The organism is Aestuariivivens sediminicola (assembly GCF_022662015.1).
Classification (GTDB): domain Bacteria; phylum Bacteroidota; class Bacteroidia; order Flavobacteriales; family Flavobacteriaceae; genus Aestuariivivens; species Aestuariivivens sediminicola.
This window is the reverse complement of sequence record NZ_JAKMCM010000003.1, coordinates 364,546-379,314: the sequence shown is the minus strand read 5'-3', so window position 1 is coordinate 379,314 and position 14,769 is coordinate 364,546. Positions and strand designations below refer to the sequence as shown.

Annotated in this window: 9 protein-coding genes; 2 read left to right on the top strand and 7 right to left on the bottom strand. The window is 39.9% G+C overall.

Annotated features, from left to right (window positions below; all coding sequences use genetic code 11):
• Positions 1 to 26 precede the first annotated feature (26 nt).
• Entirely contained in the window at positions 27 to 548 is a 522-nt protein-coding gene (locus MR041_RS09275) for a DUF7935 family protein (protein WP_242093336.1), read from the top strand.
• Here the strand turns inward: MR041_RS09275 and MR041_RS09270 are convergent.
• Together MR041_RS09270 and MR041_RS09265 are read right to left on the bottom strand one after the other, a co-directional pair.
• The gene (locus MR041_RS09270) at positions 545 to 1,456 is read right to left on the bottom strand and encodes a patatin-like phospholipase family protein (protein ID WP_242093335.1); all 912 of its coding nucleotides are present in this window, start codon (positions 1,454 to 1,456) and stop codon (positions 545 to 547) included. The genes MR041_RS09275 and MR041_RS09270 overlap by 4 nt on opposite strands.
• Complete coding sequence (locus tag MR041_RS09265) at positions 1,453 to 3,525, bottom strand: M1 family metallopeptidase (protein ID WP_242093334.1); 2,073 nt, start codon at positions 3,523 to 3,525, stop codon at positions 1,453 to 1,455. Before MR041_RS09265 ends, MR041_RS09270 begins: the two co-directional genes overlap by 4 nt.
• Positions 3,526 to 3,547: 22 nt before the next feature.
• Between MR041_RS09265 and recG the strand changes: the two genes are divergently transcribed.
• The gene (gene recG, locus MR041_RS09260; protein WP_242093333.1) at positions 3,548 to 5,710 is read left to right on the top strand and encodes an ATP-dependent DNA helicase RecG; all 2,163 of its coding nucleotides are present in this window, start codon (positions 3,548 to 3,550) and stop codon (positions 5,708 to 5,710) included.
• Positions 5,711 to 5,772: 62 nt separating this feature from the next.
• Here recG and MR041_RS09255 read toward each other — a convergent pair whose 3' ends face one another.
• The 5 genes from MR041_RS09255 to MR041_RS09235 form a co-directional block, all read right to left on the bottom strand.
• Positions 5,773 to 6,864: a DUF2911 domain-containing protein gene (locus tag MR041_RS09255; RefSeq protein ID WP_242093332.1), complete on the bottom strand. Its 1,092-nt coding sequence runs from the start codon at positions 6,862 to 6,864 to the stop codon at positions 5,773 to 5,775.
• A 196-nt stretch (positions 6,865 to 7,060) separates the two neighbouring features.
• Positions 7,061 to 7,921: an N-acetylglucosamine kinase gene (locus MR041_RS09250; RefSeq protein WP_242093331.1), complete on the bottom strand. Its 861-nt coding sequence runs from the start codon at positions 7,919 to 7,921 to the stop codon at positions 7,061 to 7,063.
• 195 nt (positions 7,922 to 8,116) lie between these two features.
• Positions 8,117 to 9,118, bottom strand: coding sequence for a type I glyceraldehyde-3-phosphate dehydrogenase (gene gap / locus MR041_RS09245; RefSeq protein WP_242093330.1), 1,002 nt, complete (start codon positions 9,116 to 9,118; stop codon positions 8,117 to 8,119).
• An 18-nt stretch (positions 9,119 to 9,136) separates the two neighbouring features.
• Entirely contained in the window at positions 9,137 to 10,123 is a 987-nt protein-coding gene (gene pfkA / locus MR041_RS09240; protein WP_242093329.1) for a 6-phosphofructokinase, read from the bottom strand.
• A 158-nt stretch (positions 10,124 to 10,281) separates the two neighbouring features.
• Positions 10,282 to 14,742: a translocation/assembly module TamB domain-containing protein gene (locus MR041_RS09235; protein WP_242093328.1), complete on the bottom strand. Its 4,461-nt coding sequence runs from the start codon at positions 14,740 to 14,742 to the stop codon at positions 10,282 to 10,284.
• Positions 14,743 to 14,769 lie beyond the last annotated feature (27 nt).

The following is a 14,769-nucleotide window of genomic DNA, read 5'->3' as shown; positions in this document are numbered from 1 at the left end:
TTAATGAATTAAAAAATTAAAGGCCTATGGATGCCGATCGCGTAGTTGATTTATTTATGTTTATGATTCCATCACTGGTGGTTGGAATTTTAGCTTATTATTTTTTTAAGGAACACACCAAAAATGAAGATGGCCGAAGACGCTATTTACTCAAAAAGGATTTAGAAGTGACGGCACTTCCTCTGCGCTTGCAAGCCTATGAAAGAATGGCCTTGTACCTGGAACGTATTTCACCAAATAAACTGCTCATCCGGGTAGTGCCTGCATCCTCAAATAAAGAGGAATACGAGGCTTTACTCATTCAGGCCATCGAACAAGAGTTTGAACACAATCTGGCCCAGCAAATCTATATCAGTGAGAAATGCTGGAGTATTATCTCAGCGGCAAAGAATGCTACCATTCAGTTGATTAGAAAGGCGAGCTTATTGAAAAAAACGGAAAATGCAGATAAACTTCGGGAGGTTATCTTAACTGAAATGATGGAGCGTCGTGCACCAAGTGATGCTGCTTTATCTTTTATCAAGGAGGAAATACGCGACTTATTCTAATCGATTCGTAACTCATTGTGCTTTGCCTGAGACAGCTTGTCTTTGGCATAATCAAATCCCTGCTGCCACCATGAGGTCATCAATTTTTTGTTAAAAATCAGGGAGTTCTCGGTAAGTTTAGATGGCGTATAATACAGGTTCAGTCTTACATTGTTATTCTTAGCGGCCAATTTTCCTATGGTGATATCATTGCGCTCTATTTGATCGGAAAGGTGACCGAAAAGATTGATCAGAAGCGAAAAGGGATTTTTACCCAGAATCTTGTTGTATTCCATGGATTCCGATTCTAAAACGATGGCATCAACTTCAGTCGCGCCTCTTAATATGGCCTCCCGAATGGGAACCACACAGCCCAATCCACCATCGGCATACTCAAAACCGTTCTTTTTCACCAGAGACATGAACGGGATATAATTGCAAGATATCCAGATCCAATCGCAGAATTCATCATAGGTAAATTCCTTTATGGACTTATATTCGACCCTATTTCTGGATAAATTTGAGACCGTGACCACGACATCATCTTTGGTGTCTTTCACAACATGGTATTCCTCGGGTGTGAAGTTCTTTCTAATATGTCTCCTTAAGGATTTGCTTTCACCAAAAGTGCGTTTCATTTTAATGAACTGCCAGAGCGTATTGATAAAATCTATGGAAACAAACTCCCGTTTACCCTTCTTCCGTATTATAAAGGGATTTACGCTAAAAATATTATGCTGCTGAACATTGGTGTAGATATGATATAACTTCTCAATTTTTCCCGCAGCCAAATGGGGTACGAGCAAACTGCCTGTCGATGTCCCTAAAAATAGATCATATTCGTACCCCATCTCTTGAATGAGGTATTGCGCCACACCTCCCGCGTAGGCGCCCTTACTTCCACCTCCTGAAATTACCAGTGCTTTCATTCCTTCATTTCTTTTAACAACTGTTTCGCAAATTTTGAGAACTGCCAGACGTGATGTTGCTCCGCCTGCTTTAAATTATTTTTACAAACCGCATCGCAGGCCTGTATAGAATTAAGATATTGAAATGCATTCTGTCTTACCTCGAAATGAAACCTTGGATCCGTATAGCCTCTCAATTCTCTTAAAAATTGTTCTTTGTTATCCTGTTCAAACTCCGGAGTCACCAGAGCCAGGGTCAACCACAGCATTCTGATATTTTTATTGCTAAATCCAAGGATTCCATCAGTTTGCTTTAGATATCTGACTCTGTCTTCCGGAAAATTAACCCATAGATTATAGAGAGCCGCTTCGATAGTCAGGTACGATGCATCATCTAACAGCGATTCGTACTGGGTCTTTAGTTCCAGAGGAATTTGAGATAAGGACTGGGCAATGGCCTGACGTACCCTTAGACTATTTTTAAAATCTTCCCGTTTCAGAAGCGTTTTATTTTGTCTGATAACCTTTAATTTGGCCTCATCTGAAATCCCTGAAGACAAATAGGAACTGCATTTCGAGGAGGCCAATTCGCAATCGACCATAAGATATTCCTGAATAAATGTCGATTTTTCAAGACTTTCCATGGCCTGGTCGTAGTAAAAGACGCTATCCTTCAACCATTGGGCAACAAAACCATCCAGGGCTTTGCCACTGGCTGTTTCAAGTTCATCAATGAAATTTTCGGTGGATACATTCTTGAAGCGATGGTTGATCAAATAATTCCTTATTGCCTCTTTAAACGCAGTGGGTCCAACTTTTTCCGCTAAGAGATGCAGTACCCAGGCTCCCTTTTTGTAAAATGTGGTACTGGAAGATCTCGGGTCTAAAAGCGAGGTGCTTTGTCCCATGCGCTCCTGTGCCACTAGTTCCAGGGCATACTCATACAATTGCCAGTAATAATAATTCTCGCCAAAAATATCCTTTTCGGCTAAAAGTGCATAATAGGTGGCAAACCCTTCTTGCAACCAATGGTGGGTTCCGGAGGTTTCTGTCACTAAATTACCAAACCACTGATGCGCCAATTCATGGGCGTTCACATTAACATAGTTCTTATCCATAAACCCTAGGGAATCGGTTATATAGCTGTCGGTAAAAATGGTAGTTCCCGTATTTTCCATACCTGCATATAAAAAGTCCTTAACGGGTACCTGTTTATAGTTCTGCCAAGGGTACGGCAGGCCGATCTCATCCTCTAAAAAATCAAAAATCTGTTTGGTATAACGGTAGGTAGGTTCAACCTTGAAAGAATCCTCAGGATAATAATACATCTCCAAAGGGACCCCGGATTTAGAATGCACAACTTTTTTATCGTACTTCCCTATCGCCAGGGCCACCAGATAACTGGACATGGGTTGCTGCATATCGTAATGCCAGGTAACTGTCGAATCACTGCTGTGTTTGGAATTCAGATGACCATTGGCGATTACCTCATAGCCTTTGTTAAATCTAATGGTAAGATCAAATTCTATTTTATCGTTCATATCATCAATACTCGGCAACCAATTGCTGGTATATTTTCCCTGACCTTGTGTCCATACCTGCTTTCTGATAACGTGTTCTTTCAAATTGAATGGATTCTGTTTATCTGTCAGATCGGTATCCCAATCAATAAAATACATGGCCTTGGCAGGATAGGCAACATAATGCAGCCTTAATTCGTAATGTCTGTCTTTTTTAAACGCATTAAAAATTATGAGCTGTTTTTTGTTGTTTTTAAATTTTACAGCTTCAGGTCTGGAATTTAAATCTTGTCCTGACATGGTTAGATTGACCTCATCCAATTCCATTTCCACGGCATCCAGAAAGATAGAATCGGTAGATTTTAGAATGTCGAAAGCCACTGTCATTTGACCCTCCACCTTTTTGCTCTCAGGATAGATTTGAATCCTGGCCTTAACGGACCTAAAATCAACCCATTCAGTTTGCTGTGCCCAACACAGCATAGCGGAGAAGTAAAAAAAATAATGGAGCAGGGCCTTCATACTTCGAATATAGCAAACTTTAATCCAAAATGCCACTTGATAATACATTCAAAAGAATTAATTTAGTTATATGAATATCACCAACCTCCAAACCCCTATCAACTACTTGAAAGGTGTTGGCCCGAACCGAGCCGATTTACTGAGTAAGGAACTTGGTATTCACACCTACCAGGATTTAATCAATTTATTCCCCAACAGGTACTTAGATCGCACCACATACTATAAGATTAACCAGTTACAGCAGAACAGTTCTGAATTACAGATTATTGGAAGTATCACTGCATTTAAGGAGGTGGGCACCCATCGTGGTAAACGTCTGGTAGCCACCTTTCAGGACGCTACAGGTACGATGGATTTGGTCTGGTTTCGAGGCCATAAATGGATTCGAGAGCAGTTAAAGCTCAATACCCCTTATGTAGCCTTTGGAAGGGTCAATTGGTTCAATGGAACATTCAATATGCCTCACCCTGAACTGGAACTCCTGGAAGATCACGAAAAGAGTTTGCGTTCTGCTATGCAGCCTATTTACCCGTCGACCGAAAAATTAAGCACTAAAGGGATCACCAATAAGGTAATCAATAAAATAATGCAGACCTTGTTTATGGAGACCAAGGGTAAATTTGTTGAAACCTTACCGGAATTCCTCCTCTCCGAACTAAAGCTCATTCCTAAAAGCGACGCCCTGTTCAATATCCATTTTCCAAAGAGTCAAAACGAATTGTCTAAGGCACAATACAGGCTAAAATTTGAAGAATTATTCTATATTCAATTGCAGTTAATCCTGAAGAACTTAATGCACAAATCGAAGATTAAAGGGCTTTCATTTAACCATGTAGGACACTATTTCAACACCTTCTATAATAAGCATTTACCATTCGAACTGACCCGTGCACAAAAGCGGGTTTTAAAGGAAATACGGTCTGATCTGGGCAGCCGGGCACAGATGAATCGCCTTCTACAGGGCGATGTCGGATCGGGTAAGACGGTTGTGGCCTTGATGGCCATGCTAATTGCCCTTGATAATGGTTTTCAAGCCTGTATGATGGCCCCCACTGAAATTTTGTCCATTCAACATTATACGAATTTAGTGTCCTATTGTAATACCTTGAACATCCGTATAAAGTTGTTAACGGGTTCAACATCGGCTTCAGAAAGAAAAGACATTCAGGAAACACTGGAAAATGGTGACCTGCAAATTCTAATCGGCACCCATGCCCTACTTGAAGAAAAAGTGAAGTTCAAGAACTTAGGACTTGCGGTAATAGACGAACAACACCGTTTTGGTGTTGCACAACGCAGTAAATTATGGAAAAAGGGACCTGTAAGCCCTTCTCATGCTACCCAAATGGAGGAGGCCAAGCAGGTAGATGGCCCTTCTATTCCGCCTCATATTCTGGTGATGTCGGCCACTCCTATTCCACGTACCCTGGCGATGTCGGTTTATGGCGATTTAGATATTTCGATTATCGACGAACTCCCTCCGGGAAGAAAGCCGGTAAAAACAGTACATCGTTATGACAAGAACCGCCTTAAGGTATTCCGATTCATTAAAGATGAAATTGCCAAAGGCCGACAAATTTATATCGTCTATCCGTTAATTCAGGAAAGTGAGGCTCTCGATTATAAAGATCTCATGGATGGATATGAGAGTATTGCGAGGGATTTTCCGCCACCGGAGTATCAGATTTCCATTGTACACGGAAAAATGAAACCGGCCGATAAAGATTATGAAATGCAACGCTTCACGAAAGGCGAAACGCAAATCATGGTATCTACCACTGTCATTGAAGTGGGTGTAAACGTACCCAATGCTACTGTCATGGTAGTTGAAAGCGCCGAGCGTTTCGGTTTATCGCAATTGCATCAATTACGAGGTCGCGTAGGACGTGGTGCAGACCAGAGTTATTGCATTTTAATGACCGGACATAAATTGAGCAATGATAGCCGAACCCGTCTTCAGACCATGGTGAGCACCAATGACGGATTTGAAATTGCGGAGGTCGATTTAAAACTTCGGGGACCTGGAGATTTAATGGGCACACAACAGAGTGGTGTTTTAAATCTTAGAATTGCAGATATTGTAAAAGATAGGGACATTCTGCAGACCGCACGCTACTATGCCAAGAAAGTCCTAAGGGATGACCCTTCTCTTTCAAAATCGGATCATGCTGTAATATTAAGCACCTACCGATCTATGGGCAAATACAAGAATATCTGGAATTATATAAGTTAAACGCCCAACACGAGTGTGCCGGGCGTTTTGGAAAACTGCTGTAGTTTGATTGATGACAGTTCCTATATGGCCTCTAATTCGGCTAAAAGTTTTTCTGAGTTTGCCTTCACATTTGCCGGTGGGTTAAGCGATAGTGATTTTTTTAAATTCTTTATGGCGTTCTTTTTGTCGCCCATGGTCTTATAACATTCACCCAAACTATCATAGGCGTTGGCGTCGGTAGGATGGTTAGCTACATTCAGTTTAAAGTATTTTAAAGCACGCTCATAGTCCTTCGCTCCCAGCATCTGATAGCCCAGGGTATTGAGTTGCCTTTTATTGGCCATACCCGCAGCTTCATCCATGAGTTGAGCATAGGCCTCAGCTTTTCCCATTTTATTCAAAATCTGCGCTTTAATGGCTATGTTATTAAAGGTTTTCTGACTGTAGAACTGACCGGATATGGCATTATCGATCCACACTAAGGCCTCCTCTAAATCGCCACCATTGTTCAAAGCATAATTTGCAGCACGCTCCCAGTTTTGACGTTGAAATCCGGCCTGTCCACTAAATTTGGATCTAATGTCGTTTAAAACAATCGTTGGAACATCGACTTCTATCTTAAAAGGGAAGGCTTTGCGCTCCCATTTTAAGGACGCTGTGGCGGCATTGGCCTCAACCTCATCGAAAGCAAAGGTTAACAATTCGGTATGCGGAATGGTTTTGGTTTTAATATCGACCCTTAAGGCATCTTCCTCAGGCTTGTAGAAGTAACTGCCCCATGACGAATGGTTGTTGGAGAAAATAAGTGTGGCGGTATCATCCGGGTTGACAATGATGTGAAATCCATATTTTCCGGCTTGAAGTGGTTGCCCCTCAATCTTAACATCATCGGAAAATTTAATGATCGTATTCTCATCTGCTCCAGCCCGCCATGGCGATAATTCCGCCGTACCAAAACCCAGGTTATTCATACCGTAGGGCACTAACTTTCCGTAAACTTCGCGACCCTTTACACTGGGTCGGGAATACATGATAGTGACATCGGTTATGCCTACGCGCTGGGATACTTTAGCCTGCTGGCTTCCACGGGGAAAATTTAACTGGGCAAAGGAATTAATACTCAATGCACATAATAGACCTAAAATTAGTTTGGAAATGTTGTTCGTTTTCATGTTGATTGATTTGAATTAGTTGTTTAAAAGTAGACCAAAAAGGTACGTACAGGTGTTAGGAATATGTTAAAGGAAACTTGGGTAGTGTTAATTAACGTTCCTTTAAGAAAAGCATCCATGATCCTGTCATGATGCATAAAAAAAGAGGTTTAACCATTTCGTTAAACCTCATTAAAATACTTGATCGTTTTTTACATTATAAGTCTTTGGTGTGGAACGGAATTAACCGGTCGATAGGTCTTCGTATAAAATTTCCTGTTGTAAAGCCCATTTCTTCTGCTACTTCCTTGATTTCATTCTGCGCAAAAAAGGCTATTGAACCGGCAAAATGGACGGGAACTGTTTTCAAATGATCCTTAAACTGCAGAATCATGTTTTCCGCAAAAAGCCGAATCCCTTTTTTTATTAATTCTATTGTATATTCCGAATCTTTATGCAAAAACATAAATTCTGCGAAATTGGCCAAATAGGCATTCGGGTTAGGTTGTTTATACAGGTTGTATTTTATATAATCGGCGTCCATATTGTATTTGCTTCCAAATGCAACCCGAACATTTTCCGGCATCTTATTAAAATAGTAATCCCTGATGAGTTGTTTCCCATAATAATTGCCAGAGGCATCATCCATTAGGGTGTAACCTAAAGAAATGACCTTCTGATGCAAGTTTTCGCCATCGTAATAACTGCAATTCGATCCGGTTCCCAAAATACATACCACTGCAGCTTCCTGAGGATTGTTGATACAGGCATACACTGCCGCCATGGTATCCTCATTCACCTCAATCTGGGCATTTATAAAAATGCTCTGAAGTACCTCTCTCAGGGTCTGTACCGGTTTTTCGGTACCACATCCTGCCCCGTAGAAAAAAACATGAGAGACAATTTCCCTGTTGTTCTTTAGATCTTCACTGCCCTTAATTATTTTCTTTAGCTTCTTTTCCGGCAAAATAGCTGGATTAAGGCCTTTTGTACGTATCTTCTCAAGTAATTTGTTACCATTATTATCTACTGCAATCCAATCTGATTTTGTAGAACCACTATCAACAATTAAAATCATAAATCTAAAGTTAAAAAAACTCCACAGCATACTGTGTGATTCACACAAAAGTGCTGTGGAGTTGTCGTATTATTCGTTTTCAATTCCCATTTTTAGTCTCAATGATACGCAATCATTTGGGGAATGACGTCCATTTAATCAACATTCATTTGTATTCCACTAATAAGGTGTAACTACAAATGATCTCCGTCTAACTTAAATAGAAGCTATGTGTTGGGCCAGATCAACCAATTTCGTTGAATACCCGAATTCATTATCGTACCAGGACACTAATTTAAAGAAATTATCGTTTAGCGCAATACTCGCACCGGCATCAAAGACACTGGTCTGTGTTTCTGAAACAAAATCCTGGGATACCACAGATTCTTCGGTATACCCTAAAACACCATTTAATTCATTTTCAGAAGCCTTCTTCAAAGCGGCCTTAACCTCATCCCAGGAAGCAGATTTTTCAGTTCTTACGGTGAGATCGACAACAGAGACATCGGGTGTAGGCACTCTAAACGCCATTCCGGTTAATTTTCCGTTCAACTCAGGAATCACTTTCCCCACCGCTTTTGCCGCTCCCGTAGAAGATGGTATGATGTTCGCCAAGGCGCTTCTGCCACCTCTCCAATCCTTTTTTGAGGGACCGTCGACAGTCATTTGTGTAGCCGTAGTTGCGTGGACTGTAGTCATTAATCCTTCCACGATACCAAAATTATCGTTGATTACTTTAGCCAATGGGGCCAAACAGTTGGTGGTACATGACGCATTGGATACGATGGTATGTTCCGACGTAATCTTATCGTGATTTACACCCATCACAAACATAGGTGCATCTGCAGATGGCGCTGATATCGCTACTTTTTTAGCACCGGCCTTGATATGGGCCTGGGCCTTGTCTAAAGTTGTAAATATACCGGTACAATCCAAAACAACCTCGGCACCAACAGCATCCCATTTTAAATCTTCAGGATTGCGCTCTGCTGTAATTCTGATTTCATTACCATTCACTACTAAATTTCCATTATTGATATCGACTGTACCACTAAATCTGCCATGTACAGAGTCATATTTTAGTAGGTATGCAAGATGGTCAACATCGAGTAAATCATTTATTCCTACCACTTCAATATCTGGTCTCGAAGCCGCCACTCGAAAAGCGATTCTACCAATTCTACCAAATCCGTTAATTCCAATTTTTAATTTTGACATGTTCTTATATATTAAATTTTATGTGCTCATGATATCAGAGACACGAAGTAATTCTAAATTTATTTTTGTTTTTCCTTTTATGGCTTGATCCAGATGGGTCAGTTCCATTTTGTTGGACAGCAGTCCAACCATGTAATTGGTTTTGCCTTCTAAAAGCGTCTCCACAGCCTTTACGCCCATCCTACTGGCCAAAACACGATCGAAGCACGATGGGGCGCCTCCTCTTTGCATATGACCAAGAACCGAAACCCTGACGTCATATCCCTCCATATTTTCATCGACAAACTCCTTGAGTTCGAAAATATTCTTTCCAATTTTGTCTCCTTCTGCCACGATAACAATACTCGAGGTCTTGCCAGACTTCCTACTTTTATTTAAGGAATCGACCAGACGATCTAAGCCCAGATCTTCTTCAGGTATCAATATTTCCTCAGCACCACCGGCTATGCCAGTATTAAGGGCGATATGTCCCACATCGCGTCCCATGACCTCAATAAAAAACAATCGGTTATGTGAGCTTGCAGTATCCCTTATTTTATCTATGGCATCAACTACGGTATTTAAAGCGGTATCAAAACCCAGGGTGTGTGATGTTCCGAAGATGTCATTGTCTATTGTACCTGGAATACCCATGACCGGAAAATCGAATTCCTGATTAAAAATAAGTGCTCCGGTAAACGAACCGTCTCCACCTATGACAACAAGTCCGTCAATATTGTGATCCACTAAATGCTGATAGGCTTTTTGACGACCTTCGACTGTTCGGAATTCTTTCGATCGGGCCGATTTCAGTATGGTACCTCCCTTATTGATGATGCCCCTTACACTTCTTGCACCCATGAGTTTGAAATCACCTTCAATCAAACCTTCATAGCCACGATATACCCCGACGCATTCAACGTCATGGTACGCACAGGTTCTAACCACAGAGCGAATAGCGGCATTCATGCCCGGCGAGTCGCCACCCGAAGTTAAGACAGCCAGTTTCTTTATTTTATTCGGCATTAAACTATTTCTAAATTTTCGGAACGTAAAATTAATAAACAAATATAATATATCGATAGCATTTACAGTATTTTAATACATTACTATACTATAACGTTTTAGTTCTTTTTACCCTCATTTCTTAGGGACAACATGGTATGGGCAAGCGCAACAACAATCTATTTCTGGGCCTTTACGTTCGTTTTGATATCAATAAAATCGGGAAAGGAGGACGTATCATTATCGTTGGAAGGTTCTTCGATAACGTCATCTTTTTTTCTTGATTTTGATGTCTTAAATAAATTTTGAATGAGCTCTTTAAAGGTATTAAAATCTACATTATATGAAATTCCCACACCTTGAGTATACCCTATAGCCTCGCCAAAATTTTGGATGCTGTTCTCCCTGTTAAACACTTTTGCGGTTAGTGTGCCCTCCTCATTCAGTAAAAAGTCTATTTCTACATCTCCGGCAATCACGGTTTCTGTAGCACTGGCCCCACCGATGGGCACCCCCACTTTTCCATTGATCAAAACACGATCACTAATTTGGGTTTGTAAGGTGACACCCACGCGGTCATTGGTTCGATAATCGGGTCTGTTCTGACCTGCTTCATAATTCAATCCTAAGTTAAACTTACTGTCCCCACTCGAAAAAATGCCATTAATAATTCCATTGAGTCGTTCGGCAATGGTACCTGAAAAATTCAATTGGTTGAGTCCTCTTGAAAAAGATCCTGTTGAAAGCAGATATAAGGCTTGATTCTGCCTGTCGTCCTGCGATTCCAATCGGTATTGCAATTCTGATTTTATGGTGGAATTCACATTTGGAAAATCGAAGGTAAAATCAGGATCCGGTTGGGTTAAATCCCCATCGAGCTTAATGAACAATTCAACGGGAATACTCCTGTTTATCGGATTATCCAATAACGGCGACGGATTGGCCTGCGTTTTATATACAGCTTCCATATTAATAATGGCATCCAAAGGTTCCCCCTCCCAGGCTATGGTTCCGCCGGGTTGTACGATAAACTCCTTTTGGACCAAACCCCCATAGGCAAAATTATAAACGCCTCTGAATACAGAAAAATCACCCCACATATTGAATTTTCCATTCGTGTTTATTTCTACCAATAATCCTCCAACACCGCTTCCCCTTAAGGAATGTCCCGTGTTCTTATCTATGATAATTTCAACCTCGGCATCTTCGGTGACGTCCAGATCGAAATCTAACTCCAGGCCTTTAATTTCTTTAAAGGTGACGGCTTCTCCTTTCTGTCTGGCCTCTTTTTCCTCTTTTGTTACAAATCGAATATAGGTATTGTCCCCAAAGGATTCGGTATCCTTGATGGGTATCTTAAATACGGTACCATTTTTTGTTTCCCCAATGACATCAATGGTTAACTGATCCGCTGGACCATAGAGGCTTGCCGACCCACCAATGAATCCCGTTCCAAAATATAAGGATTCATCAGACTCCTCGGTATCCAACACCAACAAGCGGGGTGTGGTAATATTTAAATCCAGGTGCCAATCCGATAGATTCACATGACTCAGCGCCCCACTGAGTTCACCCACCGAGTTATATTTCGTATCCGTAATTTTTAAATTTTTGAAATTAAAGGTTTGGTTTTTTAAAAGCACCTCAACATTGTTATTAAACTTGTAATCCACATTCAGGTAAGGAATTCCCAGTCCTCCATTATTGAGGGAAAGCCTGCCATCGATATCGGGTCTCTTAAGATTCCCCCGAATGTTAGCATCCCCCGAAATCGTTCCTCTTATATCGGTTAACACATCATATAAAAGCGGATTTAGCGGCACTAAACTGAATCCATTAAAATCGATATTCAAATCAATCAAGGTTTGTTTCCCTACCACATCAATATCGCCACTGGCCCTGAACGATTCCAGGGTATTATTTTTAATTGTGGCATCAATATTATAATTGGTTAAGGTCTCATTTCCCTTAATACTGGCATCGAAGGACCCAAATAAAAAATCATTGACTTTAAAATTATCAATAATGATAGTTGAATTGGGTAAATAACTTCCATTCTTCTGGAGAATATCCAATTTGCCATTAACATTTCCTGCGAGCGAGAGACTATCAAGGTCGGGCGTTATTTTGGCCAAGTCCACATCCTTAAAATTCAGCCTGATATCCTTTTGAGTAGAGTCCTGAATGAAACCCGACAACTGGATCACCTCGGCATTGTGATTCACTTTAAGCTGATCCATATGAAACTTGGTCAGGGCCTTATTAAAGGCTATTTTATTGAATTGGTCCTTAGCCTCATTGATAAACCACTTATTGTCCTTAATGGTAATATCCGATTTCTTAAACCCAATTACAGACTCATTTTCTTCGTTTATGGTATGGTAAAAATTTAAATTATAGATGTCTTTATTGCGCTTACCTCCTGTAAATTCAGATCGCATAAAAAGCGTGTCGTTAAGGGTGGCGTTGATTAAACGAAAATCCGATACATTGTAATATTTGGTACTTATACTGTCGAGCTCCACGTAAGTATTGAATAATGGATTTTCATTGTCCACCTGCAGCTCTATGTTGCGCACTAAATTTTCCGCTAATTTAATTTCCGGCGATTTGAACAACAACTTAAATTCCCGGGCATCGCTTTCAACAGTGCCTTTTATGAACGTGTTCTTTCCAACCTGAATTTCCGGTATAAAAACTTCAAGTATCTTGTTGTATATGGTAAAATTAAAATCGAAATATTGATTATTACCCACTTCATTCGGAATGTAGTTGGTATAGATGTTGCCCAAAGAATTCTCAAAAAGCTTTTTCAGGTCGTTGAACTGAAATTTCCCCACCATGCTGCCACTAATAATATCGGGAGAGTTTATGCTGATATATCGTACACCTTCATTAAATCTTGAACTGGTTTCAAAACGTTCAAAATAATAGGTATTATATTCATTTTTATAGGTTGTGTTGGTAAACACAATGGTTCCGTAGGCATCGTCAAGGCTACTGCCATTCATATTCATTTTTACAGCGCTTTCAAAGAGGGAGATACTGTCGTTTTTAACAAAATTGAGCGCCTTTAAATTGGCATAGTCGACCTTTGCCTGAAAATCATATTTTCTGACATCTTCCGAAAAATCTACCAAACCATTAAAATTAAAAACGAGATTCCTGTCACTGGTTACAAGATTTCCATCAAATATCTTATTTCTTACCGTTCCTGCGACCTTTGTGTTTTTATAATCGTAATTGTTATATACGGCACTCGAAATATCTCCTTTAACCTCAGTGTTTACAGTTTCACTTAAAAATCCTTTACCATTGACATCAAAATTCAATGAAACAACCCCTATTTTAGGCAGCTGTACAAAGGTGCCCATATCGAATGCCTCAAGCACAATGTTACCCTTGTACTTCGCATCGTCGATAGTTTTCACCTTCGAAATGTCCAGATTCGATTTAATAACTCCTAACTCGGTCTCAATAGTCACGTCAGCCTTAACATTGGAGGCGGTTACCTCCGAAGTTCCGGTAAGCGTAAAATAACCCAATCTCTCAAAAGAACTCGGAATGGCAGCACCCAGGACGTTCGGTAACATATTCGTTAAATCGGCATATGTCGATGATAAGTTATTGAACCTGCCATTCATATAAAAATTATTGGGTTCCTTGTTAAATAAGTTTTTAAAATTAAAATTACCAAACACTTTGGTTCGCCTGCTGGAGTACATGATCAGGTTTCGAGCGAACAAATTATTCAGTGTTCCCGAGAGTTCCACATCAAATCGAGCTCTCTGATTGGAACCGAACTCATTGTAGATGGTATTAAGTTCATCCAAATACACATTGGAATCTTTAAAAGCGGCCGTAATATTAACCTTATCCGTAAAAAATTGAAGATCCTCCCGGTTATAGTCAAACTTTAAATCGCCCTTTAAAACAGATTGCTCAGTTTTTATTTCTAAATCATCGAAGGTCATATCTGTTAGGGTATATTTAAAATTGGTCATCATGTTTTTAATGGTTACCCCCCGACTATCCTTAAGTGCCAATGTATTAATGCGTGCACTAACATCACTTCCATTAATTAAAAAATTTGTGGCATTAATATTTAAGTTACTAAAATTGAAGATTTCAGCTCGGTCTTTATTTTCATTGGTTATTTTAAAGACCCCGTCATACACTGATACATCACTTGAAGACAGCAAAAACCCTTTTTTATCCGCTCTCGGATTATCACTTTCGAGTTTCTTTACAAAAATGTCCAGATTGGTGTCCGACTCACCTTTATACTTTTTGATGTGGAATATTAATCCTTCTATATCGATATCGCCAAATGTTAAATTGCCTTTATAAAGATTTGGTAAACTTAAGATAGAGGTGTTGAGTTCCGATATACTGATTAAGGTATCCTGCCTGTAATCTTCAATATATATTTCCTTGAGTTCTATATCGCCATTAAATTGTAAACTGACACGATTGACATTGATATTGGTTTTAAAATCTTCATTCAATCGATTGGTAACATAATTTCCAAGTTTGGTTTGGACAGAAGGAATGGATAGAAACAATACCAAAATAATAAAGAGCAGTAATAGGACGACCGCAAGCTTTGATACTATTTTAAATACTCTTTTGATATTCAACTAACTTAAATTATTCAGTATATTACT

Coding starts and splice junctions, on each gene's coding strand:
- MR041_RS09265 (WP_242093334.1), bottom strand. CDS start 3,525: ATGTATTATCAAGTGGCATTTTGGATTAAAGTTTGCTATATTCGAAGT.
- MR041_RS09250 (WP_242093331.1), bottom strand. CDS start 7,921: ATGATTTTAATTGTTGATAGTGGTTCTACAAAATCAGATTGGATTGCA.
- pfkA (WP_242093329.1), bottom strand. CDS start 10,123: ATGCCGAATAAAATAAAGAAACTGGCTGTCTTAACTTCGGGTGGCGAC.
- gap (WP_242093330.1), bottom strand. CDS start 9,118: ATGTCAAAATTAAAAATTGGAATTAACGGATTTGGTAGAATTGGTAGA.
- MR041_RS09270 (WP_242093335.1), bottom strand. CDS start 1,456: ATGAAAGCACTGGTAATTTCAGGAGGTGGAAGTAAGGGCGCCTACGCG.
- recG (WP_242093333.1), top strand. CDS start 3,548: ATGAATATCACCAACCTCCAAACCCCTATCAACTACTTGAAAGGTGTT.
- MR041_RS09275 (WP_242093336.1), top strand. CDS start 27: ATGGATGCCGATCGCGTAGTTGATTTATTTATGTTTATGATTCCATCA.
- MR041_RS09255 (WP_242093332.1), bottom strand. CDS start 6,864: ATGAAAACGAACAACATTTCCAAACTAATTTTAGGTCTATTATGTGCA.